The 25,286-nt window shown below is 71.1% G+C and carries 24 protein-coding genes; 12 read left to right on the top strand and 12 right to left on the bottom strand.

From position 1 onward, the window contains the following. Positions 1-5: 5 nt before the first annotated feature. From ABTY62_RS17625 to ABTY62_RS17615, 3 genes are read right to left on the bottom strand one after another with little or no spacing between them, the layout of a single operon-like run. Entirely contained in the window at positions 6-1,604 is a 1,599-nt protein-coding gene (locus ABTY62_RS17625; protein ID WP_352130323.1) for an acyl-CoA carboxylase subunit beta, read from the bottom strand. Then, on the bottom strand, positions 1,601-3,316 hold the full coding sequence (locus tag ABTY62_RS17620) for an acyclic terpene utilization AtuA family protein (RefSeq protein WP_352130322.1): 1,716 nt from the start codon (positions 3,314-3,316) through the stop codon (positions 1,601-1,603). The genes ABTY62_RS17625 and ABTY62_RS17620 overlap by 4 nt, the downstream gene beginning before the upstream one ends. Beyond that, the gene (locus tag ABTY62_RS17615) at positions 3,313-4,209 is read right to left on the bottom strand and encodes a TIGR03084 family metal-binding protein (RefSeq protein WP_352130321.1); all 897 of its coding nucleotides are present in this window, start codon (positions 4,207-4,209) and stop codon (positions 3,313-3,315) included. Before ABTY62_RS17615 ends, ABTY62_RS17620 begins: the two co-directional genes overlap by 4 nt. Positions 4,210-4,403: 194 nt before the next feature. On the opposite strand from ABTY62_RS17615, the gene ABTY62_RS17610 reads away from it, so the two are divergent. The 4 genes from ABTY62_RS17610 (at position 4,404) to ABTY62_RS17595 (ending at position 8,799) form a co-directional block, all read left to right on the top strand. Further along, positions 4,404-4,673 (top strand): hypothetical protein, encoded by a 270-nt coding sequence (locus tag ABTY62_RS17610; protein WP_352130320.1) that lies wholly within the window; start codon positions 4,404-4,406, stop codon positions 4,671-4,673. Then, positions 4,666-5,289, top strand: coding sequence for a DUF6879 family protein (locus ABTY62_RS17605; RefSeq protein WP_352130319.1), 624 nt, complete (start codon positions 4,666-4,668; stop codon positions 5,287-5,289). Before ABTY62_RS17610 ends, ABTY62_RS17605 begins: the two co-directional genes overlap by 8 nt. A gap of 534 nt (positions 5,290-5,823) precedes the next feature. Beyond that, positions 5,824-7,737 (top strand): tetratricopeptide repeat protein, encoded by a 1,914-nt coding sequence (locus ABTY62_RS17600; protein ID WP_502997474.1) that lies wholly within the window; start codon positions 5,824-5,826, stop codon positions 7,735-7,737. A 375-nt stretch (positions 7,738-8,112) separates the two neighbouring features. Then, positions 8,113-8,799 (top strand): pentapeptide repeat-containing protein, encoded by a 687-nt coding sequence (locus ABTY62_RS17595; RefSeq protein ID WP_352130317.1) that lies wholly within the window; start codon positions 8,113-8,115, stop codon positions 8,797-8,799. A 6-nt stretch (positions 8,800-8,805) separates the two neighbouring features. On the opposite strand, the gene ABTY62_RS17590 is transcribed toward ABTY62_RS17595, so the two are convergent. From ABTY62_RS17590 to ABTY62_RS17575, 4 genes are all read right to left on the bottom strand, one after another. Continuing rightward, positions 8,806-9,666 carry an aKG-HExxH-type peptide beta-hydroxylase gene (locus ABTY62_RS17590; RefSeq protein ID WP_352130523.1) on the bottom strand — a complete coding sequence of 287 codons (861 nt, stop codon included), beginning with the start codon at positions 9,664-9,666 and terminating at the stop codon, positions 8,806-8,808. Positions 9,667-9,775: 109 nt separating this feature from the next. Next, complete coding sequence (locus ABTY62_RS17585; protein WP_352130316.1) at positions 9,776-9,952, bottom strand: hypothetical protein; 177 nt, start codon at positions 9,950-9,952, stop codon at positions 9,776-9,778. A 103-nt stretch (positions 9,953-10,055) separates the two neighbouring features. After that, a complete protein-coding gene (locus ABTY62_RS17580) occupies positions 10,056-10,295 on the bottom strand; it encodes a hypothetical protein (RefSeq protein WP_352130315.1) in 240 nt (79 codons plus the stop codon). After that, on the bottom strand, positions 10,288-10,689 hold the full coding sequence (locus tag ABTY62_RS17575) for an ATP-binding protein (protein WP_352130314.1): 402 nt from the start codon (positions 10,687-10,689) through the stop codon (positions 10,288-10,290). The genes ABTY62_RS17580 and ABTY62_RS17575 overlap by 8 nt, the downstream gene beginning before the upstream one ends. 336 nt (positions 10,690-11,025) lie before the next feature. Between ABTY62_RS17575 and ABTY62_RS17570 the strand changes: the two genes are divergently transcribed. Together ABTY62_RS17570 and ABTY62_RS17565 are read left to right on the top strand one after the other, a co-directional pair. Next, on the top strand, positions 11,026-12,405 hold the full coding sequence (locus tag ABTY62_RS17570; protein ID WP_352130313.1) for an NsdA family TPR-like regulatory protein: 1,380 nt from the start codon (positions 11,026-11,028) through the stop codon (positions 12,403-12,405). Between the two features lie 23 nt (positions 12,406-12,428). Next, entirely contained in the window at positions 12,429-12,986 is a 558-nt protein-coding gene (locus ABTY62_RS17565; RefSeq protein WP_352130312.1) for a GNAT family N-acetyltransferase, read from the top strand. A 138-nt stretch (positions 12,987-13,124) separates the two neighbouring features. Here ABTY62_RS17565 and ABTY62_RS17560 read toward each other — a convergent pair whose 3' ends face one another. Then, complete coding sequence (locus ABTY62_RS17560) at positions 13,125-14,561, bottom strand: MFS transporter (protein WP_352130311.1); 1,437 nt, start codon at positions 14,559-14,561, stop codon at positions 13,125-13,127. A gap of 100 nt (positions 14,562-14,661) precedes the next feature. Here ABTY62_RS17560 and ABTY62_RS17555 point away from each other — a divergent pair, with 100 nt between their 5' ends. The 3 genes from ABTY62_RS17555 to ABTY62_RS17545 all read left to right on the top strand — a co-directional run bounded on the left by ABTY62_RS17555 (position 14,662) and on the right by ABTY62_RS17545 (position 15,777). Beyond that, complete coding sequence (locus ABTY62_RS17555) at positions 14,662-15,096, top strand: MarR family winged helix-turn-helix transcriptional regulator (protein ID WP_352130310.1); 435 nt, start codon at positions 14,662-14,664, stop codon at positions 15,094-15,096. Beyond that, positions 15,093-15,434, top strand: coding sequence for a nuclear transport factor 2 family protein (locus ABTY62_RS17550; protein ID WP_352130309.1), 342 nt, complete (start codon positions 15,093-15,095; stop codon positions 15,432-15,434). The genes ABTY62_RS17555 and ABTY62_RS17550 overlap by 4 nt, the downstream gene beginning before the upstream one ends. Positions 15,435-15,498: 64 nt before the next feature. Continuing rightward, a complete protein-coding gene (locus tag ABTY62_RS17545) occupies positions 15,499-15,777 on the top strand; it encodes a glutaredoxin domain-containing protein (RefSeq protein ID WP_352130308.1) in 279 nt (92 codons plus the stop codon). 32 nt (positions 15,778-15,809) lie between these two features. Here the strand turns inward: ABTY62_RS17545 and ABTY62_RS17540 are convergent, their stop codons facing one another. Continuing rightward, positions 15,810-16,676, bottom strand: coding sequence for a dihydrodipicolinate synthase family protein (locus tag ABTY62_RS17540; RefSeq protein ID WP_352130307.1), 867 nt, complete (start codon positions 16,674-16,676; stop codon positions 15,810-15,812). A 185-nt stretch (positions 16,677-16,861) separates the two neighbouring features. Here ABTY62_RS17540 and ABTY62_RS17535 point away from each other — a divergent pair, with 185 nt between their 5' ends. After that, positions 16,862-17,857: a 2-hydroxyacid dehydrogenase gene (locus ABTY62_RS17535; protein ID WP_352130306.1), complete on the top strand. Its 996-nt coding sequence runs from the start codon at positions 16,862-16,864 to the stop codon at positions 17,855-17,857. 16 nt (positions 17,858-17,873) lie between these two features. On the opposite strand, the gene ABTY62_RS17530 is transcribed toward ABTY62_RS17535, so the two are convergent. Next, positions 17,874-20,711, bottom strand: a complete 2,838-nt coding sequence (locus tag ABTY62_RS17530; protein ID WP_352130305.1) for an FAD-binding and (Fe-S)-binding domain-containing protein — start codon at positions 20,709-20,711, stop codon at positions 17,874-17,876. Beyond that, positions 20,704-21,405 (bottom strand): TetR/AcrR family transcriptional regulator, encoded by a 702-nt coding sequence (locus ABTY62_RS17525; protein WP_352130304.1) that lies wholly within the window; start codon positions 21,403-21,405, stop codon positions 20,704-20,706. Before ABTY62_RS17525 ends, ABTY62_RS17530 begins: the two co-directional genes overlap by 8 nt. A gap of 89 nt (positions 21,406-21,494) precedes the next feature. On the opposite strand from ABTY62_RS17525, the gene ABTY62_RS17520 reads away from it, so the two are divergent. Further along, positions 21,495-22,979, top strand: coding sequence for an MFS transporter (locus ABTY62_RS17520; protein ID WP_352130303.1), 1,485 nt, complete (start codon positions 21,495-21,497; stop codon positions 22,977-22,979). A 9-nt stretch (positions 22,980-22,988) separates the two neighbouring features. Continuing rightward, positions 22,989-24,107 carry a phosphoserine transaminase gene (gene serC, locus ABTY62_RS17515; RefSeq protein WP_352130302.1) on the top strand — a complete coding sequence of 373 codons (1,119 nt, stop codon included), beginning with the start codon at positions 22,989-22,991 and terminating at the stop codon, positions 24,105-24,107. 80 nt (positions 24,108-24,187) lie between these two features. Here serC and ABTY62_RS17510 read toward each other — a convergent pair whose 3' ends face one another. Continuing rightward, positions 24,188-25,021 (bottom strand): ABC transporter permease, encoded by an 834-nt coding sequence (locus ABTY62_RS17510; RefSeq protein WP_352130301.1) that lies wholly within the window; start codon positions 25,019-25,021, stop codon positions 24,188-24,190. Positions 25,022-25,286: the final 265 nt, after the last annotated feature.

Here is a 25,286-nt window from a genome sequence, read left to right as displayed (position 1 = left end):
TTTCCTCACATCCGGAAGACGCCGAAGCCGCCGCGCGCGCCCTCGACGGGGGCGGTGTGGATCGCGGAGAGGCACAGGCCGAGGACGGTGCGGGTGTCGCGGGGGTCGATGACGCCGTCGTCGTACAGCCGCCCGGAGAGGAACAGGGGGAGCGACTCGGACTCGATCTGCTGTTCCACCATGGCGCGGAGCGCGGCGTCGGCGTCCTCGTCGTACGGCTGCCCCTTGGCGGCGGCGGACTGGCGGGCGACGATCGACAGGACGCCGGCGAGCTGCTGGGGTCCCATGACGGCGGACTTGGCGCTGGGCCAGGCGAAGAGGAAGCGGGGGTCGTAGGCGCGGCCGCACATGCCGTAGTGGCCGGCGCCGTAGGAGGCGCCGATGAGGACGGAGAGGTGGGGGACGCGGGAGTTGGAGACGGCGTTGATCATCATCGCGCCGTGTTTGATGATCCCGCCCTGCTCGTACTCGCGGCCGACCATGTAGCCGGTGGTGTTGTGGAGGAAGAGGAGCGGGATGTCGCGCTGGTTGGCGAGCTGGATGAACTGCGCGGCCTTCTGGGACTCGGCGGAGAACAGGACGCCCTGGGCGTTGGCGAGGATGCCGATCGGATAGCCGTGGAGGGTGGCCCAGCCGGTGGCGAGGCTGGGGCCGTAGCGGGGCTTGAACTCGTCGAAGTCGGAGGCGTCGACGGTGCGGGCGATGACCTCGCGGGGGTCGAAGGGGATTTTGAGGTCGCCGGGGACGATGCCAAGGAGTTCGTCGGGGTGGTGTTTCGGGGGTTCGGCGGGGCCCGGGTCGGGGTGCGCCTTGCGCCAGTTGAGGCGGGCGACGACGCGGCGGGCCTGGCGGATGGCGTCGGGCTCGTCGAGGGCGAGGTAGTCGGCGAGGCCGGAGGTGCGGGCGTGCATCTCGGCGCCGCCGAGGGATTCGTCGTCGCTCTCCTCGCCGGTGGCCATCTTGACCAGGGGCGGGCCGCCGAGAAAGACCTTGGACCGCTCCTTGACCATGATCACGTGGTCGGACATCCCGGGGATGTACGCGCCTCCGGCGGTGGAGTTGCCGAAGACGACGGCGATGGTGGGGATGCCATCGGCGGACAGGCGGGTGAGGTCGCGGAACATCGCGCCGCCGGGGATGAAGATCTCTTTCTGGCTGGGGAGGTCGGCGCCGCCGGACTCGACGAGGCTGATGACGGGGAGGCGGTTGGCGCGGGCGATCTCGTGGGCGCGCAGGGACTTCTTGAGGGTCCAGGGGTTGCTGGCCCCGCCGCGCACGGTCGGGTCGTTGGCGCTGATCAGGCACTCGACGCCCTCGATGATGCCGATGCCGGTGACGACGGAGGCGCCGACGGGATAGTCGCTCCCCCAGGCGGCGAGCGGCGAGAGTTCGAGGAACGGGGTGTCGGGGTCGAGGAGCAGCTCGATGCGCTCGCGGGCGAGGAGCTTGCCGCGCTTGCGGTGGCGGGCGACGTACTTCTCGCCGCCTCCGGCGAGGGCTTTCGCGTGCTCGGCTTCGAGTTCGGCGAGCTTGGTGAGCATGGCCTCGCGGTGGGCCGCGTAGTCGGCGCCGTGCGGATCGAGGGCGGAGGCGAGGACGGTCACAGCAGTTCCTCCGGTATGTCGAGGTGACGCGAGCGCAGCCACTCGCCGACGGCCTTGGCCTGCGGATCGAACCGGGCCTGGGCGGCGACGCCCTCGCCGAGGAGGCCGTCCACGACGAAGTTGAGGGCGCGCAGGGCGGGGAGCGTGTGGCGGGTGACGGGCAGGCCGTCGGTCTCGGGGAGCAGCGCGCGGAAGCGGTCGGGGGTGAGGGTGTGGGCCAGCCAGCGCCAGGCGTCGTCGGTGCGGGCCCAGACGCCGACGTTGGCCGCTCCGCCCTTGTCGCCGCTGCGGGCCCCGGCGACCAGGCCGAGCGGGGCGCGCCGGGTGGGGCCCGGCGGGAGCGGGGGCGGCAGGGGCGGTTCGGGGACGGGGGCGAGGGGGGTGGTGGTGGCGGGTGCGGGGATGGGCGTGCTGGTGCCGTCGGGGAGTACGGCGGTGTGCGGGACGTCGGTGGTGGGGGTGTGCGCCGCTTCGAAGACGCCGTACGGGGAGCCCTTGCCGGGCGGGGCGGTGACATGGAAGCCGGGGTATCCGGCGAGCGCCAGCTCGACGGCGGCGCCGCTGACCGCTCGGCCGATCTTCTCCGGGTCCGGGTCGCGGACGGTGAGGCGGAGCAGGGCGCTGGCGGCCTCTTCGGTGTCGGCGTCGGCGTGGTCGGTACGGGCGAGGGTCCAGCGCACCTCCGCGGGGCGGCGCCTGGCCAGGGCCGCCTCCATCTGGTCGCGTACGAGGGCGGCTTTGGGCTGGATATCGAGGCCGGTGAGCACGAACACGACCTCGTTGCGCCAGCCGCCGAGGCGGGTGAGGCCGACCTTGAGCGTCGGCGGGGGCGGCTCGCCCTTCACGCCGTGGACCCGCACCCGGTCCGGGCCGTCCTGGGTGAGCCGTACGGTGTCGAGGCGGGCGGTGACGTCGGGACCGGGGTAGCGGGCACCGGCCGTCTCGTAGAGGAGCTGGGCGGTGACGGTGCCGACGGTCACCGCGCCGCCGGTGCCCGGGTGTTTGGTGATCACGCAGGAGCCGTCGGGGTGGATCTCGGCGAGCGGGAAGCCGGGGCGGCGTATGTCGTGCTCGGTGAAGAAGGCGTAGTTGCCCCCGGTGGCCTGGGCGCCGCACTCCAGGATGTGCCCGGCGACCACGGCCCCGGCGAGCGCGTCCCAGTCGTCCGCGCGCCAGCCGAAGTGCGCGGCGGCGGGCCCGGTGACGAGGGCGGCGTCGGTGACCCGCCCGGTGACGACGATGTCGGCGCCGGAGCGGAGGGCGGCGGTGATTCCGGCGCCGCCGAGGTAGGCGTTGGCGGTGAGGGTGTGGGCCGGCCAGTCGTGGGTGGTGCGGAGGTCGTCACCGGTGATGTGGGCGACGCGGGCGGCGAGGCCTTGTCGGGCGGCGGAGGCGCGTATCGCGTCGGCGAGCCCGGCCGCGTTGAGCCCGCCCGCGTTGCTGACGATCCGTACGCCGCGCTCCTTGACGAGCGCGAGGGTGTCGTCGAGTTGGCGGAGGAAGGTGGTGGCGTAGCCGCGCGCCGGGTCCTTCTGGCGCTCCCGGCCAAGGATGAGCATGGTCAGCTCGGCGAGGTAGTCGCCGGTCAGCACGTCGAGGGGGCCGCCGGTGAGCATCTCGCGCATGGCGTCGAAGCGGTCGCCGTAGAAGCCGGAGCAGTTGCCGATGCGGAGGGGCGCGGGCGTCGGAGTTGGGGTCGGGGTCGGGGTCATGCGGGGCCCTCGGCCGTACGGCCTGGGTGGCGGTCCTCGGCGGAGGGCGCCTGGCCGCGGGCCTCGACGGACGGCGCCCGGCCCGGAGCCCGGCCCTCACCGTGGCCGCCCCGCCCCGGAGCCCGGCCCTTGCCGGGCGGGCCCGCGAAGGCCTGGGCGATGTCCAGCCACCGGTCCGCGTCCGCCCCCTCCGCCCGTACCGCCACATCCGCACGACGCGCGCGCTGGGTGACCAGCAGGCAGAAGTCCAGCGCGGGCCCGGTCACCCGCTGGGGCGCGTTCTCGGGCCCGTACGTCCACAGCTCACCGTCCGGGGCGCGCAGTTCGACCCGGAACTCCTCGGCGGGCGGCTCAAGACCCCGCACCGCGTACGCGAAGCCCCGCGCCCGCACGCCGATCCGGGCCACATGCCGCAGCCGGGCGGTGGGCGCGCGGCGCACGCCCAGCGCGTCGGCGACGTCCTGCCCGTGGGCCCAGGTCTCCATCAGCCGGGCGGTGGCCATGGACGCGACGCTCATCGACGGCCCGTACCACGGCACCCGCGCCCCGGCGGGCTGCCCGGCCAGTACCCGCCGCAGCCGCTCCCGCCCCTCCCGCCAGCGCCGCAGCAACTCCGCGGGCGGCAGCGCCGCGCCGAGCTCGGCGGCCTCGTCCACGAACGTGTCCGGCTCGGCGGCGGCCTTCCGCACCTCGGCCGCGAACCCCGCCGGGTCCGTGGCCGCCTGCGCCGCCCGCTCGTCGGTCCAGGCGAGATGGGCGATCTGATGCGCGACCGTCCAGCCCGCGGCGGGCGTCGGCGCGGCCCACGTCTCCTCCGCGAGCCCGGCCACCAGGCCGTCCAACTCCTCGCCCTCGGCCAGCAGATCGCCGAGCACGACCTCCGTATCGGACACGCTGCGCTCCCGTCGTGTGGGGTCCCTGTCGTGCGTCCCGGGAAGGGAGCGTGGCAGCACGCCAAGAAACAATCAAGCGCGCTTGCATGATTTGGTCGCCTGGCAGCCTCGGCGCCAGACGATCGGACGTCATTGCACAACGTAATTGACACTTGTACGCTGAGTTTCCACTCCGTGGTCGATGGGAGATCGCGATGAACCGCCCCTGGGATGCGGATCCTTCCGCACCGCTCGTCCGCCGCTTAGGGAAGTCACCGAGCGAGCTCGGGAACACCAACGACGAGGACGGCTGTCCTGATATCTGGCAGCTGGCCAATGGAGATATCGCCGTGATCGGACGGGATCTCACCGACGCGTACAGGTCTCGGCTCCCCGAAGGCGCCCGGATCGCTGCGGACGAGAGGCTGGTCATCATCCCCGGCAATACCTTGAGCGCGGCAAAATCGGATATCCCGGATGCTTAGCCTCGAGAACCCTGGACTCGACGCCTCACAAGGCGAACGGCTCTCGCACGACACCTACCGGCTCGATTTCCGGCAACGTCGATGGGCCACCGAAGGTCAGAGCGCCTGGAAACTGGAGCGGCAGCAGCATTTCCAGGAGCCAGGCAACAAGAGCTGGAGGGCATTCTCCCGAGGGGACTGGGAGGGAGCCTTGCGTCTCATCGAGCAAAGTCGCGAGGACCTCATGATGCTCGCACGTCAGGCGAAAGAACATCGCTCCGAGATGTTCCGAGTACGTGTGGTCGAAGAACCCCTTACGCCTTATCTCCAATGGGAGCTAAATTCACTGCGACTGCGGGCTGAATGCGGCGGCCATATCAGAGTGGTCGGGCCTGAACACATCAGCGACCTGGAGGAAGACGGGCCACTTCCGGAACTTGTCGCACTCGGCGGGCAGACCCTCTACAAGGTCGTTTACGACGGTCGGGGAATTCTCGACGGCGCGGTGAGGTTTGCGTACCCCGAGATCACCACACGCTGGGAACAGTTCATTCAAAGCCTCTACGAGGAAGGGGAGGAACTGAGCACATATTTCGAGCGCGAGGTAGCACCCCTGCCGCCACCGAGGCCGGAGTAGAAGATCGACGAGGACCAGGGAGAGGGAGCCCACCCGGAGAATCCTGGGCAGTTCCAGGGGACGCAGTCGCAACTGTCGGGGAGTGCCAGTGATGTCGTGCAGGCACGGGATGTCAGCGGCGGTGTGCACTTCCACGGAAACGGGCCCGTCGCCACTCCGGCCACCAGCCCAAAGCCACGACAACTGCCCGGTGACGTAAGGACCTTCGTCAACAGGGCCGATGAGCTGAGTCGGCTCGACGCGCTCCTGAGCGGCGATATCGGCGATTCACTCGCCGTATCGATCTGCGTGATCGCCGGTACCGCCGGGGCGGGCAAGACCTCCTTGGCATTGCGCTGGGCGCATCAGTCTCACGCGCATTTCCCGGATGGCCAGTTGTATGTGAACCTACGCGGCTACGATCCGGGCGCGCCGGTCACCGCACAGGAGGCGCTTTACCGGTTTCTCCTGGCACTGGGCGTTCCCGCCACCGCGATTCCCGCCGATACGGAGGCCTCAGCGGCCCTCTACCGCTCGCTGTTGGCCGGAAAGCGGATGCTGGTCGTCCTGGACAACGCGGCCACCGTGGGCCAGGTCCGGCCGCTGCTGCCGGGCACCGCCGGATGCCTGGTGATCATCACCAGCCGTAGTCGCCTCTCGGGGCTGGCCGTCCGCGACGGTGCGCACCGGCTGACTGTGGGAACGCTTGCCGAACCGGAGGCCGTCGCGCTGCTGCGTGCCGTCACCGCCGGCTATCGGCCCCAGGATGACGCGGACAGGCTCGTCGAACTGGCGCGGCTGTGCGCACGGCTCCCCCTGGCCCTGCGCATCGCGGCCGAACGCGCCGCCAGCCGCCCGCACATGAACCTGGACGACCTGATAAGAGATCTTCGCGACGAGTCCGCTCTCTGGGATGCTCTGACTGTTGGTGACGACGAGGAAGCCGACGCGGTACGAACAGTGTTCACCTGGTCCTATCGGGCGCTGCCCGCAGAAGCCGCACGTCTCTTCAGGCTGCTCGGCCTCCACCCGGGGCCCGAGTTCGGCTCGCCGGCCGCCGCCGCCCTGGCGGGCGTCAGCGTCAGCCGGGCACAGCATCTACTGGATGTTCTGGTGGGGGCACATCTGCTGACGCCGACCGCGCCCGATCGTTTCGAGTTCCATGACCTGCTGCGGGCCTACGCGATCGACCAGGCCCAGCACGAGGAGCCTGAGGAGGAACGAGAGGCGGCCCTGCGCCGCGTACTGACCTGGTATCTCCATGCGGCGGGCGCCGCTCGGACCCGTATCAAGCCGGGCCAGGCCCACATCCCGCTCTCCCCGCCGGGAGACGGCGTCATGCCACCGGTCTTCGCGGACTTTGACGAGGCCATGCGCTGGTACGAGTGGGAGCACGCCAACCTCCTGGCTGCCGCGCGCACGGCTGCTGAGGCCGGATTCGATCGCGTGGCATGGCAATTGCCCGCTGTCCTCCACAATGTGCACGCGCGCCTCAGCCCATTCGAGGAATGGTTCGCCATGGTCAACATCGGGCTGCGCGCCGCCCGCAGATCGGGCGACCGCGCCGGAGAGGCGGAGCTTCTGGGGAGCCTGGGCACCGCCTACACCCAGTCACATCAGCTGGCAGAGGCAACCGAGTGCCACGAGGGCGCCCTGGCCGTACGCCGCGAACGAGGAGACCGAGAAGGCGAGGCCCGGTCCCTGAACGCGATCGGCTTGATCAAACTCCGGGCTCGGCGGCTGGACGACGCCGAGACGAGGTTCACCGAGTCCTTGGCCCTCTTCCGCGAGTTGGGCGCGTCGGGTCCATGGGAGCCCACCCTGCTCTCGAACCTCGCCACGGTGAGCTACGAGGCGGGGCGGCTCGAAGATGCCCTGAACCTCATCCACCAGTCCTTGGCGGCACACCGAGATCGCGGTGATGAGAGAGGCGAAGGGAACGCCCTGCGGATTCTGAGCGCTGTTCAGCGTGAACGCGCAGAGTTGGACGATGCCCTGGAGTCCGCTCGGGCCGCTCTGGACATCGCCCTGCGCTACCGCAACCACTCGTGGGAAGGTTTCTGGCTGCTGGAGCTCGGTCGAGCCCAGCAGGCCGACGGTCAGCCGGAGGAGGCGCTGGTCTCTTTCCAACGGTCGGCGGTCCTGCATCGTCGGCTCGGCGACCGGTCGCGTGAGGCGCGGGCGTGGCATGGCGTCGGCGAGACGTACTGCCGACTGGGCCGCTTCGAGGAAGCCGCCTCCTTTCACCGCCGCGCGGCGGCCACCCAGCGCGAGCTGCATGACGACTGGCAGTTGGCCGCCGCACTGAACGGGCTCGCCAGTGCCCTGCGCGGAGCCGGAGCCGAGGAAGACGCGCGGCGGGAGTGGCGCGAGGCGGCGCGGCTCCTCACCGCTTACGAAGATCCACGTGCAGAGGGCCTGCGCGCGCGGATCGCAGAAGCGCTGCGCGCGGTCGGCCGTGGTGAGTGAGACACAGGTCCGCAAGGCATGAGGAAGACACCGTGAAACTGGGGCCAGTCGGTGGCGTCCCGCCTCTCCGCCAGGGCAGAGAGCTACCCGCGCTGGTTCGACAGGACCACGCGGCAGGACGCAGCGGACTGATCCGTCAGACCCTGGCCCGTTCCAGCGCGTCGGCCGCCGTCATTAGCTCGTGATGGGCGCTGGCCGACGGCCGCACAGAGGACTCCACCAACGGATCCGCACGGCGTCACGCCTTTGGGGTGAACGGCTTCCCTGTACCGGCGGCAATTCCCCTAGACTGTGCGGTATCCCCGTCGCAATCGAGAGTTCACTCAAAAATGTGGCGCGAGGATCAAACGTACCCCGCGAATGGATTGACCTCACATGGCTCAGGTCGCTCGCCAAGGCAGCAGGATCGCGCGCATCAAGAATCCCACGGCTCCGAAACTGCCGCCCTCTCTCCGCCCAGCAGAGGAGAGAGACGCCCTGGAAGACGATGCAATCATCAAAGGGGTCGGATACGAAAGCACGCATTTCGTGGGCCTGGAGGTAGAAGCCGTCGAACTCGAGTCGTGCATGTTCGAGAACTCACGCTTCACCGGAACTGAACTACGCAGAAGCCAGTTCAGCGACTCGGCCTTCAACACCTGTGACTTCTCCCAGGTGACCGCACACGACGTGTCCCTGATTCGCTGCACGATCAACGGCAGCCGCATCACGGGATCGTCATGGAAGTCGGGAACATTCCGCGATGTGCGCATCGAAGGGTGTATCAGTGCTCCTGCGATGTACCGCTACATGAAGCTCTACAGCGTTGCATTCACCGACTGTAAGATGATCGGGTCCGACTTTCAGTCGACATCAATGCACAATGTACGTTTCGAAAACTGCGACTTGACCGGAGCGCAATTTTCTAACGGCCACATGGGAACCGTCCGATTCGAGAACTGTACGCTCATCGATGTAGGCGGAGCGGCGAGCCTCAAGGGAGCGACCGTGCAAGGCCCAGGATCGATGGAGCTGGCCTTGAGCCTGGCACGAGAGGCGGGAATCCTTTTCGAGGACTACTAAGCCGTGTCAGGCGGCCAGGCTCGGCCTGTAGCCCGCGTATTCCGTGCCGGAGATCGCACGGGCCACGCGAGCGAAGTCGACCTGCTCGGCGAATTCGCACAGTTCGCCGAGCAGCATCTGACCGTACTGGGTGAAGATCCGGCGCTGCTTCTTCAGATCCTCGCAGGCGTCCCGCAGTGACTCGGTGTAGAGGTCCACCAGCGTCGTCACACCACTGCGGTCCTGCATGAACATCAGCGGGACCGTCACGATCGCAGCGTGGAATGCCTTGTCCAGCGGTCGGCGCTGGCCGATCTTGACAGCGGACAGGGCGCGGCGTTCCTCGGCTTCGAGTGCGTTGGACGGAAGGGTGAAGGTCCCGTACACCTTGTCCGCCACGAAGAGGTTGAGGTGCATGCCTTCGTGGACCAGGCACATCGCGTAGTCGAGGACGTCCCACTCGGCGCCGGGGCTCATCACCACGACGCCGGGGATGTGGGAGGCGGAGCCGCCACCGTCCGCGCCGCTGTTGAGGACCACGAGCTCTGTGACCAATAAGTCGACCATGAGGCGGAGGTCGGGGCTGATCTCCTGGATGAGGTCCAGGGCCTCGGCGACCCTGTTGTCCCACCCCTGCCTGGTCGGCCCGTCCGAGGGCCCGGCGCCTTTGAAGATGTTTGTGAAGATGCCGTTTTCGATACAGTGCTTCGCCCACGTGCCGTCCTCGTAGGAGACGGAGATCCCCTGGCCCTCGACCGGCAGGGGGCGGAGGCCCGGCGTCGAGATGGCTGCCCTGTAGGCCGCGTGAAGACCGTTGGCGTCCGGGTATTCGTCGGTTACGGCGTGGATCAGCCGGGCCGCGTTCTCGTAGGCGTGGCCGATGTTCATGAAGTGCACGAGGGATCCCTCCTTCGATGATGACCGGGGGTGTGTGCCCGGGGCGGAAGACCACTCCGGGCACACGGGAGACTCAGCGCATCAGCGCTTCAGAGGGTGGTCAGGAGGTCCAGCCGCCCATCATGCAGTTGTTGTCATCCTCCTGGGACCGCCGGACGGACACCTTCACGCCGGCCGCCACGGCCTTCGGGTCCTCGGCGACGGCCGCCACGAGGCCGGCCAGCACGGTACGCGGCATGGCCGCTGTTTTGACCAGATCGATCTGACTCGGGCTCATGGTGCTTCTCCTTCTCGAAGTGGAGTGGTGTGCTGCACTTGCTCACCCGATCCGTCCCCCCAGGGTGGAGCCGAGTGGCCGGCCGGGAGCCTGACGGGCTCGTCTACTCGCCGGAGACAAGCGGGAGGATCGGGCGGAATATGAGGTGCTGTCGCCGCATGAGCCACGTCGTGTTATCGGCGAAGATCAGGACCTTCCCTCGCGGTCCGACAGCCCGCATGTCGACGACCTTGCGAAAGGCGCCGTCAAAATAGACGTGATCATTGACGCGCACCCCGTTCGGAAGCTCCCTGATGGCGTAGAGCCCACTGGGGCGGGAGGGTGGGTGCTCGTGCTCACGCATGGCCGCTTCCCAGGACGGCCCGCTCCCGACCACGTCGGTCCACTGCGCGGAATCTGCACGTCACGACCTTCCCGGTACCGGTGATGGCCGTCTCCCAGTGCTCGGTCAGTTCTCCAACAAGGAGCAGCCCCCTGCCGATCTCTGCGGAGGTGGAGCGCGGACGAACCGTTGGCGGCGTCATCACGGTGTCGCTGACCCTCACGATCAGCTGGCCTGCCTCGTGTTCGATCTCCAGATCGCAGACGCCTCCGGCGTGCTTGTGCACATTCGCCAGCAGCTCCGTCACCACCAGGACCGCGTCATCCGCGATCTCCTCAAGGCCCCAGGTGCGAAGTTGCCGTATGACCGCGCGACGGATGCTGCCCAGCTCAGACGGCTGGACCGTCAGGCTCATGCTCAACCTGCTCTGCGTATCAACACCCGCGACGGGCACCATGGCTCCTCCGCTCACCGACTGCTCGCGCTCCGGCGGCGTCGGGGCTTGGTGGACATGGGCTGGACGGTCGTTCTTGGTACTCGCCAAGCCCTTGTGCCCGACGATCGTGGCAATATTCTCCGGTGCAGATCCACCGTCAGATTGGCCTCATTCTTGTGCTGCCGAACGGCGGGTTTGGGCAGACTTCCGTCAGAGTCAGGTCAGAGTCGTTGAATTACCGCTGAGATCGTCAAGTTTCGGCGCTGCTGCCGTACCGTCGTGACAACGCGCTGGACATACGGCAAAGGGGTAACGATGGCCACGCTTCTTCGGGTTCTCATCGATCAGAAAGGCTGGAAGGACCACCCGACCTTCGCCCATCAGTACGGCTTGGCCGCTCAAAGCCTGGCTCAGGAAACTCGTGAATGTTCCCTGGCAACGCTGACGCTGTCTGAGAGCACGTTCGAACGCTGGTACCTCGGCAAGGTGAAGCCGCAGAACGACGCACGACGGGTGCTCGCGCACCTGTTTGGGCGGCCGATCACTGAGCTTCTTGCCGAGGCTCCGACATCAGACGGACGTGCGGCATCCTTAGACGGCGAGCCTGGTGCCAGCGCGTCGATCACCGAACTCCGCACCGACCCTGGCGCGGAACTGCACTGGATGGGAAGGCAAGTAGCTATGGCCGCAAGGCGTGCGATCCGATTCGCCATGGGAGCGGAGCGGAACGAGGTAGGGCAGGAGACCCTGAGCTACCTCCAGGACGAGGTTCGCCGAATTGCCGAGATATACATCCGTGTCCCTCTCGGAACCATCCTGCAGGACCTCTCCGACATCCAGGACGAGACGTTCCGCCTACTGGAGAGCGGCCACACCAAGCCGTCACAGACCCGAGACCTGTACCTCCTCGCCGCGATCCAGTCCGGGATGCTCGCCAAGGCCAGCCACGACCTCGGCGACCCGCAGTCGGCCATGATGCAGGCCCGCACCGCCGCTGAATGCGCCGACCAGGCAGAACACCAGGCCATGAGCGCTTGGGTGCGGGGGCTCCAGTCCTTGATCTCGTACTGGGCCGATCGCCCCGAAGACGCCCTTCACTACGCGCGCAAGGGGGCGTCGACCGGAGAAGGTCTACGCGGCAGCGTGACTGTGTGGCTCGCGGGGTTGGAGGCACGGGCAGCGGCGCTGGTGGGCGATGCGGAAACCGTACGAGTCGCTAATCGCCATGCCGAGGAGTTGCGTGAGCGCACCTCGCCAGACGACTTGGACGTTCTCGGAGGGAACTTCTTCTTCCCACAGATCAGGCAGGCGTACTACAGCGTCGAGGCGTGCGTACTACTCGGCAGCAGTATTTCCCCGACCGACAGCCCGAGCCTCGTGCGACGCGCGGAAGAAGCAGCACAAGGCTTCAACAACACCAGCGATCCGCACTGGGCGTTCGGCGATCAGGCCGGCGTTCAGACGGATCTGGCCCTCGCCCGTCTCTGCGCAGGAGACCTGAGCGGCGCCGCCGAAGCGATCCGGCCAGTCCTTGACCTACCTCCCAACCAGCGCAATGCCGGCATTGTCGGCTCGGCCCAGCGAGTACGGTCCTCCCTCGCGCAGGGGGCCATGCGGGAAGCTCCGACGGCACGGGACCTGCGTGAGGAGATCGCGGTGTTCAGCAGTCGTCCCACACTCGCTCTGCCAAGCTAGACGCCAGCGGTAAAGTCCCCGACATGCACCCGGTCAGGCGCAACGACGCACGGCTCAGCCTCCGTGAATTGACCCTTGACGACGTAGATCCAGTGCTGGCCGTCTACGGCAGTTCGGAAGCCACTGAGCACCTCAGCTTCACCCCACGTTCGCGGGAGGAAGTCGGCGGCATCGTCGCCCGATCCCTCGCCTCGGCAACCGCGAAACCCCGCGAGGAATACGCACTCGCCGTCGTTGAGCGCGACGGCGGCGAGCTCGTTGGATTCGCCCGACTGGCACTCGACCCACATCAGCAGCGCGCGGCGACCATGGGCTTCGCGCTGCGCCCCGATGCATGGGGAGTGGGGTACGGCCGGGAAACCGTGCAATTGGTGCTGTCTCTCGCTTTCGACGACCTGGATCTTCATCGAGTATGGGCGGCTCGTGCACCGCTGAACACGGCATCCGAGAAGACGTTGCTGGCCGCGGGGATGACCGAAGAAGGCCGCATCCGCGGGCACGTGTACGTTCGCGGTGCGTGGCGCGACTCCATCGTCTACGGAATCCTTCGTGAAGAATGGACCCACGGCCAGGACTCATAGTTCCTACAGGGCGGCCAGGATGATTCAGGCATCGCCGACCAGAATTTCGGCGGTGATGTCGGTGCCGCGTACGGACGAGAGCCGCCGCTCAGCTCGCCCGTCAGGCCCGGGCGTTCGCGCAGCCGCCGCCCGTCTTGCTCAGTCGGAACCGCTCCTGGTCAGGCACGGCTCACCTGCATGGGTGGCGGTCACCACCCTGCCTCCCGTGCTGCGGGCACGCCCCGCCAGCAGGGCGATCAGCAGGGGCGGCAGGAGCAGCAGCCCGAAGGCGGCCCCGTAACCGGCCGTCGCGGACGCGCCGATCGCCACGCTGATGTTGAGCACGGCGAAGGCCAGGGCCATCACCGTGACCTGGCCGAGGTTCTGGCTGGTCTGCATCGCGCTGCTGGTGTGGCCCAGCCGGCCGGACGGGCTGTGCGAGAGCGACAGCACGGTCAGGGACGGGGCCAGCAGCCCCATGCCGGCGGCCGCGACCAGCATGGAGGACGCGGCGACGAGAACCGGCCCCCTGGTGAACGTCCCCACAGCCGCGAGCCCGACCGCCACCGCCATCACCAACGCCCCGGCGGCGACCAGCAGATGCCGGGGCCGGTGCTCCAGCAGCCGCCCCTGGACCCACGAGGCGCCCGCCCACACCACGGCGGCGCCGGTGAATGCCAGGCCGATCACCACCGCGGGCGCGTCCCGCTCGTTGATCAGCATCAGGGGCACCAGCGCCTCGATCGTGAAGTACGTGCCCGAGGACAGGCCGCGCAGCAGCACCGTCGCCGGCAGGCCGCGGGCGGCGCTCCAGGTGCCGGCGGGCAGCAGCCGCGGCGCGAACACCGCGAGCAGGCCCAGCCCCCCGGCCACGAACAGCAGATGGCGCACGTCCCAGCCCGACACCCCGTACTGCCCCAGCGCCGCGCCCAGGCTCACCGCCGCCGCGATCAGCAGCGGCGGGCGCGAGGCGTGGCCGTCGGATGGCGCCGCCCCCGGCAGGGGACGGCCGCGCAACACGGCCACCAGCGCCAGCGCCGGCAGCAGGGTCAGCGCGGCCAGGCCGAAGAACACCACCCGCCAGGACCACCACTCCGACACCAGCCCGGCCAGCGGCGGCCCCGCCAGCGACGGGATGATCCAGCACGAGCTCATCAGGGCCAGCGCGCGCGGCCGCAGCCGTTCCGGGTACGCCTGGCCGATGGCGGCGTCGACCGACACCGCGACCATTCCGGCCGCCAGCCCGTCCAGGAAGCGCCCGGCCGCGAGTTGCCATACGGAGGTGCTGGCCCCCGAGACCACCAAGGTGACCACCGTGAGCACCACCCCCGCCGCCAGCGGCCTGCGCGCCCCCGAACGGTCCGCCCAGTGGCCGCCCAGCACCCCGCCCAGCAGACTCGCCGTCACAAAGCACCCGGCGACCACGGGGAACAGCGACACCCCGTCCAGGTCCCGGGCCGCGGTCGGCAGGGTCGGCACCACGGCGAGCGCCGCGAACCCGGTCAGGAACATCACCGCCGCGAAGCTCGCGGTGGCGGCCGCGTACGTCCGGGAGAACAGCCCCTGCGCCTTCGAAGCCTTCGAACCTTCGGTCACGAGCGCGCAAGGTAATGGGGACGCACCAAGCGGTGCCACTGGTTTTCGCGGGCACCCATCTTCTCTTGATCTGGTCAAGAGTTGAGCATATAAAGAGTGCGTGCGTGAAGAGACGCCTGAGGACAGGTTCTTCCAAGAGCTCGGCGGTGCCTGCGCGGAGCTGCGGCAGGCATTCGCCCGGCATGTGGGGATGGGCGCCCAGCGGGTGCAGATGCTGATCCGGCTGCGGCGCGAGGGCGAGACCAGCCACAGCGAGCTGCGGCAGGCGCTGGGTGTCGATGGCGCGAGCGTGACCCGGCTCGTCAAGGAGTTGGAGGCCGAGGGGCTGGCCGGCCGCCGCCTCGATCCGGCGGACAACCGCTACACCCTGGCCGCGCTGACGCCCGCCGGCGAGCGGATGGCCGCGGACCTGGAGCGATCGCACCAGGCGTACCAGGAGCGGCTGCTCGGCGGAGTCACCGCGCAGGAGCGGGAGATCGTGCTGGGTGCCCTACGGCGCATCCGCGCGAACGTGAGCGAACCGGAGAAGCCATGACCGATGATGTGCGGGCCGTGGCCCGGCGCATGTACGAGGCGTTCAACGCCCATGACCACGCCGCCGCGCGGGAGATCTTCACGGCGGACTTCCACAGCCACCCGCTGGGCACCACCGGGCAGGAGAGCGTCACGCGGGCGTGGCAGCGATTCCACGAGGCGTTCCCCGAAGCCGAGGTCGTCGTCGAGGACATGGTCGTCGAGGGGGACAAGGCCGCCGTCCGCACCAGCGTGCGCGGCGTGCCCGGACAACAGCCGCCGACCATGCTGGAGATCTTCCGCGTGCGCGACGGGCGCATCGCGGAATTGTGGGGCCTCTCGTCCCTGCAACGCTCCTGAGGCCGGCGGGCTGGCAGACTCGCCTCTACGGCCTTACCGGCCGATCCGGCGTGGAGGGAGATCAGTGGCCGAGGACCAGGACGGCGTGGTCATGTACTGGCGCCCCGGGTGCATGTACTGCATGAAGCTGCGCCTGCGGCTGCGCTTCACGCGGCTGCGGTACACCAAGGTGAACATCTGGCGGGACCCGGACGCGGCGGCGTTCGTCCGCTCGGTGGCGGACGGGAACGAGACCGTGCCGACCGTGACGGTGGCGGGGCGGGCGATGGTGAACCCGTCGAAGAAGCAGCTGCTGGAAGCGGTCGCAACGTACGCACCGCATCTGCTCTCCAAGACCGGCTGACGCCCCGGGCGCCGCCCCGCCCGCGTGGTGCGTCAGCCCAGCAGCTCCCGCCCCAGCGCCTCGATCGCCGCGGCCGTCGGCGCGTCCGGGTCGCCGACGGTCATGCGGGAGGCGCCGGCGGGGAGGCCGCGGGTGCGCTGGGCGTGCTTGATACGGCCGATGCTGGGGCCGAGGAGGTCGACCGTGCGGTCGACGCGGTCCTGGAGGGCGGGCAGGTCGTCGGCGCCGGAGGCCAGGGTGGCGGCCAGGGCGAGGAAGGGCTCGGGGAAGGCGGCCGAGCAGCCGGAGACGACACCGGCACCGCCGGCGGCGAGGACGTCGGCAAGGCGGCGGTCGTTGCCGGAGTAGACCTCGAAGTCCTCGGGGAGTTCGGCGCGGTAGGCCGCGACCTCGGTGGAGGGCGCGCCGCTCAGCTTGACGCCGGTCAGGCCGCAGGAGGCGGCCAGCTTGCCGAAGAGGACCGGGTCGACCGTCAGGCCGCTGCGCTCGGGGAAGAGATACGCGTACAGCCGGGCGGTGGGGGCGACCTCCCGGATGCGGCCGAAGTACGCGAGGAGTTCGTCGGCGCTCGCCGGGAGGTAGTACGGGGTCAGCGCGGCCAGCCGGCGGGCGCCGGCCGCCACGGCCGCGCGGGCCAGCCGGGCGGCGCCGTGGGCGTCGGGGGCGCCGATGTGGGCGATGACGCCGTCGGCGCCTGCTTCCGCGAGGGCGGTCTCGGTCAGCAGCATGCGCTCGCCCTCGCTGAGGGCGGGGAACTCACCGGTCGTGCCCGCGACGAGCAGTTGTCCGGTGGTGCGGGCGGCGAACGCGTACTGGGCGCGGGCGGCGGGCAGGTCGAGGTCGCCATCCGCGGTGAACGGGGTGGTCAGGGCGGTGACGACGGTGCGCTGAGCGGTCATGGTCCGGTTCCTTTCCTCGGCGGTGCGGGAGCGGGCGGTACGGGCGGGGCGCGGCGCGGAACGTCACGGCCGCCCCGGGTCGCGCTCACGGGTAACCGTTATCGGTTAACCGTTGACATGATCTTAAGGGGTGGCGAAAACTCTTGGCGTCCCCACACCCTGGATGACCTCTGGAGCCGCCCGCCATGCCCGACGAACACCTCGTGACCCTGTATCACCTCAACGACCTGGGCCCCGATGAGCTGCGGCGGCTGCTGCCCGGCCACCCGGACCTGCGCATCACCGAGATCGGCCCGGACGAGGACCCGCACGACCACCGGGCGGCGCTCGCCGATGCGACGGTCGTCCTCGCGCCGCTGGGGAAGGAGCGCCGCATCACCGCGGAGTTGCTGGCGGAGATGCGGCGGTGCCGCCTCGTGCAGTCCGTGGCCGTCGGCTTCGACGGGGTGGACCACCGCGCCGCCGCCGAGCTGGGCATCCCGGTCGCCAACCTCCCCGGGTTCAACGCCGACGCCGTCGCCGACTGGGCGGTCGGCGCGCTGCTGTATCTGGTGCGGCACTACGCGGCCGGGCACGCCCGGATCGCTGGCGGCGGCTGGGGCCCCGAGGGGCTGCGCGGGCGCGATCTGGCCGCGCTGACCGTGGGCATCGCCGGGTTCGGCACCATCGGCCGGGCCGTCGCGCGGCGCCTCGACGCGTTCGGCAGCCGTGTGCTGGCGCATGACCCCGTGCCGTCCGAGCCGGAGCGCGAGTACGTGCCCCTGGACGAACTCGCCGCCCGCTCCGATGTGCTGACCCTGCACATGCCGCTGAACGACGCCACCCGCGGCCTCGTCGGCGACGCCCTGCTGGCCCGTATGGACCGGGGCTCGTACGTGATCAACGCCGGGCGCGGCGGGGTCCTCGACGAGGACGCGCTGGTACGGGCGCTGGACAGCGGGCAGTTGGCGGGGGCCGCGCTCGACGTGTTCGCCGAGGAGCCGCTGCCCGCCGGCTCCCCGCTGCGCGGCCGGTCCGACGTGCTGCTCAACCCGCACTCCGCGGGCGTCACCCATGAGGCGTACCACGCGATCAGGGCGCGGCTGGTCGAGAGCCTGGACCGGGTGCTGTCGGGCCAGGCCCCGCGCAACGTCGTCAACGGCGTCATCGTCAACCACGCCCAGCCCGCGCCGGCCAGGTAACCACGCGGCGCGTACGTCAGGGCAGCCGCTCGGCCAGGACCTCCGCGAGGTGGCGGGCCCGGTCCCCCGCCAGCTGGTCGAGCTGCGTACGGCAGGAGAAGCCGTCCGCGAGGACCTCGGCGGCGGGGTCGGCGTCGCGTACGGACGGCAGCAGCTGCTCCTCCGCGCAGGCGACGGAGACCTCGTAATGCCCCCGCTCGAAGCCGAAGTTGCCCGCCAGCCCGCAGCACCCGCCGCTCAGCTCGCCCGTCAGGCCGGCGCGGGCGCGCAGCCGGCGCTCCGCCGCGTCGCCGAGGACCGCGTGCTGGTGGCAGTGGGTCTGCCCGACGGCCGGGCGGTCGATCTTCGGGGGCCGCCAGTCGGGGGCGTGGTCCTCCAGCGCCTGGGCGAAGGTGGTGACGGAGTCGGCGAGGCGGGCGGCGCGGGGGTCGGCGGTGCCGAGGAGTTCGGGCAGATCGGTGCGGAGCGCTGCGGTGCAGCTGGGTTCGAGGCCGACCACGGGCAGCCCGGCGTCCAGGGCCGGGGCCATGACGTCCAGGGTGCGCCGCATGACGGACCGGGCCCGGTCGAGCTGCCCCGTCGACACCCAGGTCAGCCCGCAGCACACCGGCCCCGGCGGTACGACCACCCGCAGGCCGGCCGCCTCCAGCACCCGCACCGCCGCCTGTCCGACGGACGGGGAGAGATAGTTGGTGAAGGTGTCGGGCCACAGCACGACGGTCCGCCCCCGTACGGCATCGCCGCCCCGCGCCCGCCTGCGCCACCAGCGGGTGAAGGGCTCCGGGGCCAGCTCGGGGATGTCGCGCTCGGGCGCGATGCCGCCGACTCGCTTCGCGAGCGCGGCCAGCGGCGCCACGCCCGCCAGCGCGTTGGCGACCGGCGCCGCCCGGAGAGTGGCGACGGCGCGGAGCCACAGCGGCAGCCGGCCCATCGAGTAGTGCGCGGCGGGGCGCAGCCGGCCCTCGTAGTGGTGGTGCAGGAACTCCGCCTTGTACGTGGCCATGTCCACCCCGACCGGGCAGTCACTGCGGCACCCCTTGCACGACAGGCACAGGTCGAGCGCCCCGCGTACCTCCTCCGAGCGCCAGCCGTCGCGCACGACCTCGCCCGCGAGCATCTCGTGCAGCAGGCGGGCGCGGCCGCGCGTGGAGTGCTGTTCGTCGCCGGTGGCGCGGTACGAGGGGCACATCACGGCCGCGCCGGAGACGGACTCGTTGCGGCACTTGGCGACGCCCACGCAGCGCCGCACCGCCGCCGCGAAGTCGCCGTTGTCGTGCGGATAGCCGAACTCCACGTCCACCGGGCGGCTGGGCAGCACGGCGAAGCGCAGGTTCTCCTCCATGCGCTGCGGGCGGGCGAGGGCGCCGGGGTTGAGGCCGCCCGCCGGGTCCCACAGGTCCTTGACGCGGGAGAAGAGCCCGACCATCTCGTCGCCGTACATCCTGGGCAGCAGTTCGGCGCGCGCCAGGCCGTCCCCGTGTTCGCCGGAGAGCGAGCCGCCGTGGGCGGCGACGAGGTCGGCGAGGTCGGTGGAGAAGCCGCGGAAGACCCGGATCCCGGCCTCGGTCAGCAGGTCGAAGTCGATGCGTACGTGGATGCAGCCGTCGCCGAAGTGCCCGTACGGCGTGCCGCGCAGCCCGTGCTGGGCCATCAGCGCGCGGAAGTCGCGCAGATACGCGCCGAGTCGGGCGGGCGGCACGGCGCAGTCCTCCCAGCCGGGCCAGGCCTCGCTGCCGTCCGGCATGCGCGTCGCCGTGCCGGAGGCGTCCTCGCGGATCCGCCACAGGGCGCGCTGGCCGGCCGGGTCGGCGACGACGGTGTGGTCGGTGGTGGCGTCGGCGGCCGCGCGGGCCAGGGCCTCGGCGCGGGCCAGGGCCTCCGCCCGGGTCTCGCCGCCGACCTCGGCGAACAGCCAGGCGTCGCCCGCCGGCAGCCCGGTCGCCCCGGCGACCAGGTCGGCGGCCATGCCCTCGACGGTGAGCGGGCCGTGGGGCAGCAGGGTGTGGGCGGCCTCGGCGGCGGCGCTCTCGTCGGGGTAGCCGAGGACGGCGAGGGCGCGGGCGGCGGGCGCGTCCACGAGGCGTACGGTCGCCTCGGTCAGCACGCCCAGGGTGCCCTCGCTGCCGGTGAGCGCGCGGGCCACGTCGGCGCCCTTCTCGGGCAGCAGCGCGTCCAGGGCGTAGCCGGAGATGCGGCGGGGCAGTTCGGGGAAGCCGGTGCGCAGCAGGGCGAGGTTGGCGTCGACCAGGGCGCGCAGGCCGTCCCGGAGCCGTGGGGGCAGCCCGTCCAGGCCGCGCCCGGCGCGCAGCCGTTCGCCGCCGTACGTCACGACGTCCAGCTCCCGGACGTTGTCGGCGGTGGTGCCCCAGGCGACCGAGTGGGAGCCGCAGGAGTTGTTGCCGATCATGCCGCCGAGGGTGCAGCGGCTGTGGGTGGACGGGTCGGGGCCGAAGGTCAGCCCGTGGGCGCCGGCCGCCGCCCGCAGGTCGTCCAGGATCACGCCGGGCTGGACGACGGCGGTGCGCGCGTCCGGGTCGAGGGAGACGATGGACCGCATGTGGCGGGTGAAGTCGAGGACGACGCCGACCCCGGTGGCCTGTCCGGCGATCGACGTGCCGGCCCCGCGCGCCACCACGGGCACCGCGCGCTCGCGGCACACGGCGAGCGCGGCGGCGACGTCGTCGGCGTCGCGCGGCGCGACGACCCCGGTGGGCACCCGGCGGTAGTTCGACGCGTCCATCGTCATCAACGCGCGGCTCGTCGTGTCGAAGGAGACCTCGCCGCGGACGGCCCGGCGCAGGGCCCGCTCCAGTTCGCCTGCCTCGTAAGCTCCGTCTACCTCGTGATCAACCATGTTCCCCATGGTCCCCGGCGAGGGCCCGGATGAGAATGTCCAGTTCCGTTTCAAAGACCTGGTCGTGTGTCACGGCGCGCAGATGGGGTGCCAGCGCGGCGAGCCGGGGGGCGTCGGCGCGCCGCTCGGCGGCCGCGTCGAGGAGCGCGGCGTTGCGCCGGGGCGTGGTCGGGTCGCCCTGGGCGGCCTCCCGGTGGGCGCGGCCGAGGACGAGGTCGATGAAGACGAGGTAGTAGCGGGCGGTGGTCGGCTCGTCGTGGCCCGCCTCGGAGATGATCTCGACGATCGTCTCGGCGAGGCGCAGCCCGCCGGGGCCGTGGTTGCCGCGGGTCACGATGAGTTCGGCGAGCCCGGGGTAGGCGGTGAGCCGCCGGCGCATGCCGTGCGCGAGGTGGCGCAGCCGTTGCTGCCAGGGGCCGTTCAGCGCCTCGTCGGGGATCACCTCGGACTCGGCCACGGCGTCGGCGACCAGGCCGAGCAGCGCGTCCTTGTCGGGGATGTGCCGGTACAGCGCCATCCGCGACGCGCCCACCTCGGCCGCCAGCCGCCGGATGGTCAGCGCGGCCATGCCCTCCCTGCGGGCCAGGGCGACCGCCGTCTCGACGATGTGCGCCCGGTCCAGACTGCCCCAGGCGCGCCGCTCCCCCGCGCCGGATCCCGCGCCTGAACCGTCCTCCGAGCCTTGGGTGTTCACGTGCCGAACCGTACCCGGCCAACAACTTGCGGACAGCGTCCGCAAGTTCCTAAGGTATGCCTCACCTAACTACCTCTGGAGGTGGGGCGATGCTGGTGCTCGGGTTACTACGTGGCCGCCGCGGCACGGCCGGGGAAGGCTCCGACGGGGGCACACGACGGAACCTCGTCGTCCCCGCCGTCCTGACGGCCGCGCTCGCGGCGAGCACGGCGCAGACGATCGTGATCTCGGCCCTCCCGGCGTTCGGCCGCTCGCTGCACGTCTCCGGCTCCGCCACCACCTGGCTGCTGACCTCCTTCATGCTGGCCAGTGCCGTCACCACGCCGATCGCGGGCCGGCTCGGCGATCTGTTCGGCTACCGCCGGGTGCTGCTGGCGTGCCTCGGCTGCTTCGCCGCCGGCACGCTGCTGTGCGCGCTCGGCGCCGAGGCGGGCTCGCTGCCGCTGCTGCTGGCCGGGCGCGCGCTCTCGGGCGTCTCGGGCGGGGTGTTCCCGCTGGCGTTCGGCCTGGTCCGGACGGCCGTGGAGCCGCATCGCGCCCGGGGCGTGATCGCCGTGCTGTCGGCGATGTTCGGGGTCGGCGGCTCGGTAGGGATGGTGCTGTCGGGCCCGATGTCCGGCGCGTTCGGCACGGCCTGGCTGTTCTGGCCGCTGCTCGTACCGGTCGGCGCCGCCCTGGCGCTGGCCCGGCGACTGCCGCCCGGCGCGGCGCCCCCCGGCGGGCGGGTCGACCTGGCCGGCGCGGCGCTGCTGGGGAGCGGGCTGGTGTGTCTGCTGCTGGGCATCGGCCAGGGCGCGGCATGGGGCTGGGGCTCGCCCCGGGTGATCGGCCTGCTGCTGGGCGCGGCAGCCGCGCTCGCCGCCTTCGGCACCGTCGAATCGCGGGTGGACGCGCCGCTGGTCGATCCGCGCGTGCTGCGCCGCAGGCCGGTGGCGGCCACGAATCTGGTGACGTTCATCGTGGGCGCGGCCATGTTCGGCGTGATCACGCTCGTCCCCCGGTTCGTCCAGACGCCGCCCTCGGCCGGGTACGGCTTCGCGGCCTCGCCGGGCGAGGCCGGTCTGGTGCTGGTCCCGGTCGCGGTCGTGATGCTGGCGGTGAGCCCGCTCACCACCCGGCTGCGGGACCGGTTCGGGACCCGGGCGCCGCTGCGCCTGGGCGTGGCGTGCGGCGGGCTCGCGTTCGCGCTGCTGGCCGTGGCCCACGCCCGGATGTGGGAGTTCCACGCCGCGGGGGTGCTCATCGGCGCCGGGTACGGGCTGTCGTTCGCGGCGCTCGGGACGCTGGTCGTCGACACGGCGGGGCCCGCTGACATCGGCGTGGCCGGCGGCGTCAACACGATCGCGCGCACCGTCGGGGGTGCCGTGGGCGCCCAGACAGCGGTCGCGGTCCTCGACGCCGCGGGCCCCGCCGACGTCCCCGGTTTCCCCGCCGAATCCGGCTACACCAGCGCTTTCGCCGTCTTCGCGCTGGTGGCCTGCGGCGCGCTCGCCGCCTCGTGGACCATCCCGGAAAAGAGACGCCGTGTCTCATCCGGTGGACACCGGGGCAGGCCGCGCATACCGACGGATTAGGCTTCCCCCGTGGCTGAGATCCAGATTCCCGCTGACATCAAGCCCGCCGACGGTCGCTTCGGCTCGGGCCCCTCCAAGGTGCGCACCGAGGCGCTCAGCGCCCTGGCCGCCACCGGCAGCTCTCTGCTGGGCACCTCGCACCGCCAGGCCCCGGTCAAGAACCTGGTCGGCAAGGTGCGCGAGGGCGTGCGCGAGCTGTTCCGGCTCCCCGAGGGCTACGAGGTGATCCTGGGCAACGGCGGCTCCACCGCCTTCTGGGACGTCGCGACGCACGGCCTGATCGAGGCCAAGTCGCAGCACCTGTCGTTCGGCGAGTTCTCCTCCAAGTTCGCCAAGGCCGCGAAGCTCGCGCCGTGGCTGGAGGAGCCGACCGTGATCTCCTCCGACCCGGGTACGCACCCGCTGCCGCAGGCGGAGGGGGGCGTGGACGTCTACGCCCTCACCCACAACGAGACCTCGACCGGTGTCGCCATGCCCCTGGAGCGGGTGGCGGGCGCCGACGAGGGCGCGCTGGTGCTGGTGGACGCGACCTCGGGCGCGGGCGGCCTGCCCGTCGACATCGCCCAGACGGACGTCTACTACTTCGCGCCGCAGAAGTCCTTCGCCGCGGACGGCGGCCTGTGGGTCGCGGCCTTCTCCCCCGCCGCGCTGGAGCGCGCCGCGCGGGTGCACGCCTCGGGCCGGCACATCCCGGAGTTCTTCTCGCTGCCGACGGCGATCGACAACTCCCTGAAGAACCAGACGTACAACACCCCGGCGCTCGCGACGCTCTTCCTGCTCAACGACCAGCTGGAGTGGATCAACGGGCAGGGCGGCCTGGACTGGGCCGTGCAGCGCACCGCGGCCTCCTCGGGCGCGCTGTACGGCTGGGCGGAGGAGTCGAAGTTCGCCACGCCGTTCGTCACCGACCCGGCCAAGCGGTCGCAGGTCGTCGGGACGATCGACTTCAACGAGGACATCGACGCCGCCGCCGTCGCCAAGGCGCTGCGGGCCAACGGCATCGTGGACACCGAGCCGTACCGCAAGCTGGGCCGCAACCAGCTGCGGGTCGCCATGTTCCCGGCCGTCGAGCCGTCCGACGTGCAGGCGCTGACCGCCTGCGTGGACTACGTCATCGAGCACCTCTGACATCCGGACAACCCCGGAAGGGGCCCGCGGCCGAGCCGGCCGCGGGCCCCTTCCACGTACAGGCCCGCTGTACGGGCCGGTCAGCTGCTCAGCCGCTGGAAGCGCCGTACGGCCAGCGGCAGGAACACCGCCGTGAGGGCGACCGGCCAGACCACCGCCATCAGCATCGCGTGCTCCTCCACCCAGCCGCCCCCGCCCGGGACCGGGTTGCCGAACAGATCGCGGATCGCGTTGGCCGTCGACGAGACGGGGTTCCACAGCGCGATCGCCGCCAGCCAGTCCGGCATCATCGCGGGCGGGGTGAAGACGCTGGAGATCATCCCGAGGGGGAAGGCGACCGCGAAGAGATTCCCCGCGGCCTCCTGAGTGGGCACCAGCAGCCCCAGATACACCCCGATCCAGATCAGCGCGGACCGCAGCAGGATCAGCAGCGCGAAGGCGCTCAGCGTCTCCAGCGGATTGCCGTCGGGCCGCCAGCCGACGGCCAGGGCGATCGTCGCGAGCACCGCCAGATCCACGGCGGCGCCGATGACATCGGCGATGCCCCGGCCGCTGACCACCGCGGAGGGCGCCATCGGCATGGAGCGATAGCGGTCCATGACCCCCCTCTCCTTGGTGGCCGCGACCACCGTGGCGGTGCCCATGAAGCCGTTGGCCATGGTCATCGCGAACATGCCGGGCAGCGCGTAGTCCTCGTAGTCGGCCCCGCCGCCCACCTCCATCGCGCTGCCGAAGACATAGACGAAGAGCAGCACGAACATCACGGGCGTGCCGAGCTGCCAGGCGATGGCGGAGGGATAGCGGAGACGGCTGATGAAGTCGGTCCGCACGATGGTCAGACAGTCCGCGACCGCCCAGTAGACCCGCCGCTCCGGCCCGTCCACGACGGCCCGCACCTCTGCCGCGGTGCTCATGCGCCCTCCTCCCGCTCAGCCCCGGCGCGCCCCAACGCGCACGCTTCCCTCATCACTGCTCGCTCCTCCGTCACTGCGCGGCTCCTCAGTCCAGCCCGCGCGGCGCGCCGGGACACGCGCCCCTCCCCCCGCTCAGCCCCGGCGCGCTCCAACACGCAGGCTTCCCTCGTCACTGCTCGCTCCTCCGTCACTGCGCGGCTCCTCAGTCCAGCCCGCGCGGCGCGCCGGGACACGCGCCCCTCCCCCCGCTCAGCCCCGGCGCGCT

Source organism: Streptomyces sp. NPDC097640, assembly GCF_040302705.1.
Classification (GTDB): Bacteria; Actinomycetota; Actinomycetes; order Streptomycetales; family Streptomycetaceae; genus Streptomyces.
This window is presented reverse-complemented; position numbering and strand designations above follow the sequence as displayed.

Excerpts from the sequence above, each read along its gene's own strand:
- ABTY62_RS17620 (WP_352130322.1), bottom strand. The coding sequence starts at position 3,316 with ATGACCCCGACCCCGACCCCAACTCCGACGCCCGCGCCCCTCCGCATC.
- ABTY62_RS17610 (WP_352130320.1), top strand. The coding sequence starts at position 4,404 with ATGAACCGCCCCTGGGATGCGGATCCTTCCGCACCGCTCGTCCGCCGC.
- ABTY62_RS17605 (WP_352130319.1), top strand. The coding sequence starts at position 4,666 with ATGCTTAGCCTCGAGAACCCTGGACTCGACGCCTCACAAGGCGAACGG.
- ABTY62_RS17600 (WP_502997474.1), top strand. The coding sequence starts at position 5,824 with ATGCTGGTCGTCCTGGACAACGCGGCCACCGTGGGCCAGGTCCGGCCG.
- ABTY62_RS17595 (WP_352130317.1), top strand. The coding sequence starts at position 8,113 with ATGGCTCAGGTCGCTCGCCAAGGCAGCAGGATCGCGCGCATCAAGAAT.
- ABTY62_RS17590 (WP_352130523.1), bottom strand. The coding sequence starts at position 9,666 with ATGAACATCGGCCACGCCTACGAGAACGCGGCCCGGCTGATCCACGCC.
- ABTY62_RS17585 (WP_352130316.1), bottom strand. The coding sequence starts at position 9,952 with ATGAGCCCGAGTCAGATCGATCTGGTCAAAACAGCGGCCATGCCGCGT.
- ABTY62_RS17580 (WP_352130315.1), bottom strand. The coding sequence starts at position 10,295 with ATGCGTGAGCACGAGCACCCACCCTCCCGCCCCAGTGGGCTCTACGCC.
- ABTY62_RS17575 (WP_352130314.1), bottom strand. The coding sequence starts at position 10,689 with ATGAGCCTGACGGTCCAGCCGTCTGAGCTGGGCAGCATCCGTCGCGCG.
- ABTY62_RS17570 (WP_352130313.1), top strand. The coding sequence starts at position 11,026 with ATGGCCACGCTTCTTCGGGTTCTCATCGATCAGAAAGGCTGGAAGGAC.
- ABTY62_RS17565 (WP_352130312.1), top strand. The coding sequence starts at position 12,429 with ATGCACCCGGTCAGGCGCAACGACGCACGGCTCAGCCTCCGTGAATTG.
- ABTY62_RS17550 (WP_352130309.1), top strand. The coding sequence starts at position 15,093 with ATGACCGATGATGTGCGGGCCGTGGCCCGGCGCATGTACGAGGCGTTC.
- ABTY62_RS17540 (WP_352130307.1), bottom strand. The coding sequence starts at position 16,676 with ATGACCGCTCAGCGCACCGTCGTCACCGCCCTGACCACCCCGTTCACC.
- ABTY62_RS17535 (WP_352130306.1), top strand. The coding sequence starts at position 16,862 with ATGCCCGACGAACACCTCGTGACCCTGTATCACCTCAACGACCTGGGC.
- ABTY62_RS17530 (WP_352130305.1), bottom strand. The coding sequence starts at position 20,711 with ATGGTTGATCACGAGGTAGACGGAGCTTACGAGGCAGGCGAACTGGAG.
- ABTY62_RS17520 (WP_352130303.1), top strand. The coding sequence starts at position 21,495 with ATGCTGGTGCTCGGGTTACTACGTGGCCGCCGCGGCACGGCCGGGGAA.
- ABTY62_RS17510 (WP_352130301.1), bottom strand. The coding sequence starts at position 25,021 with ATGAGCACCGCGGCAGAGGTGCGGGCCGTCGTGGACGGGCCGGAGCGG.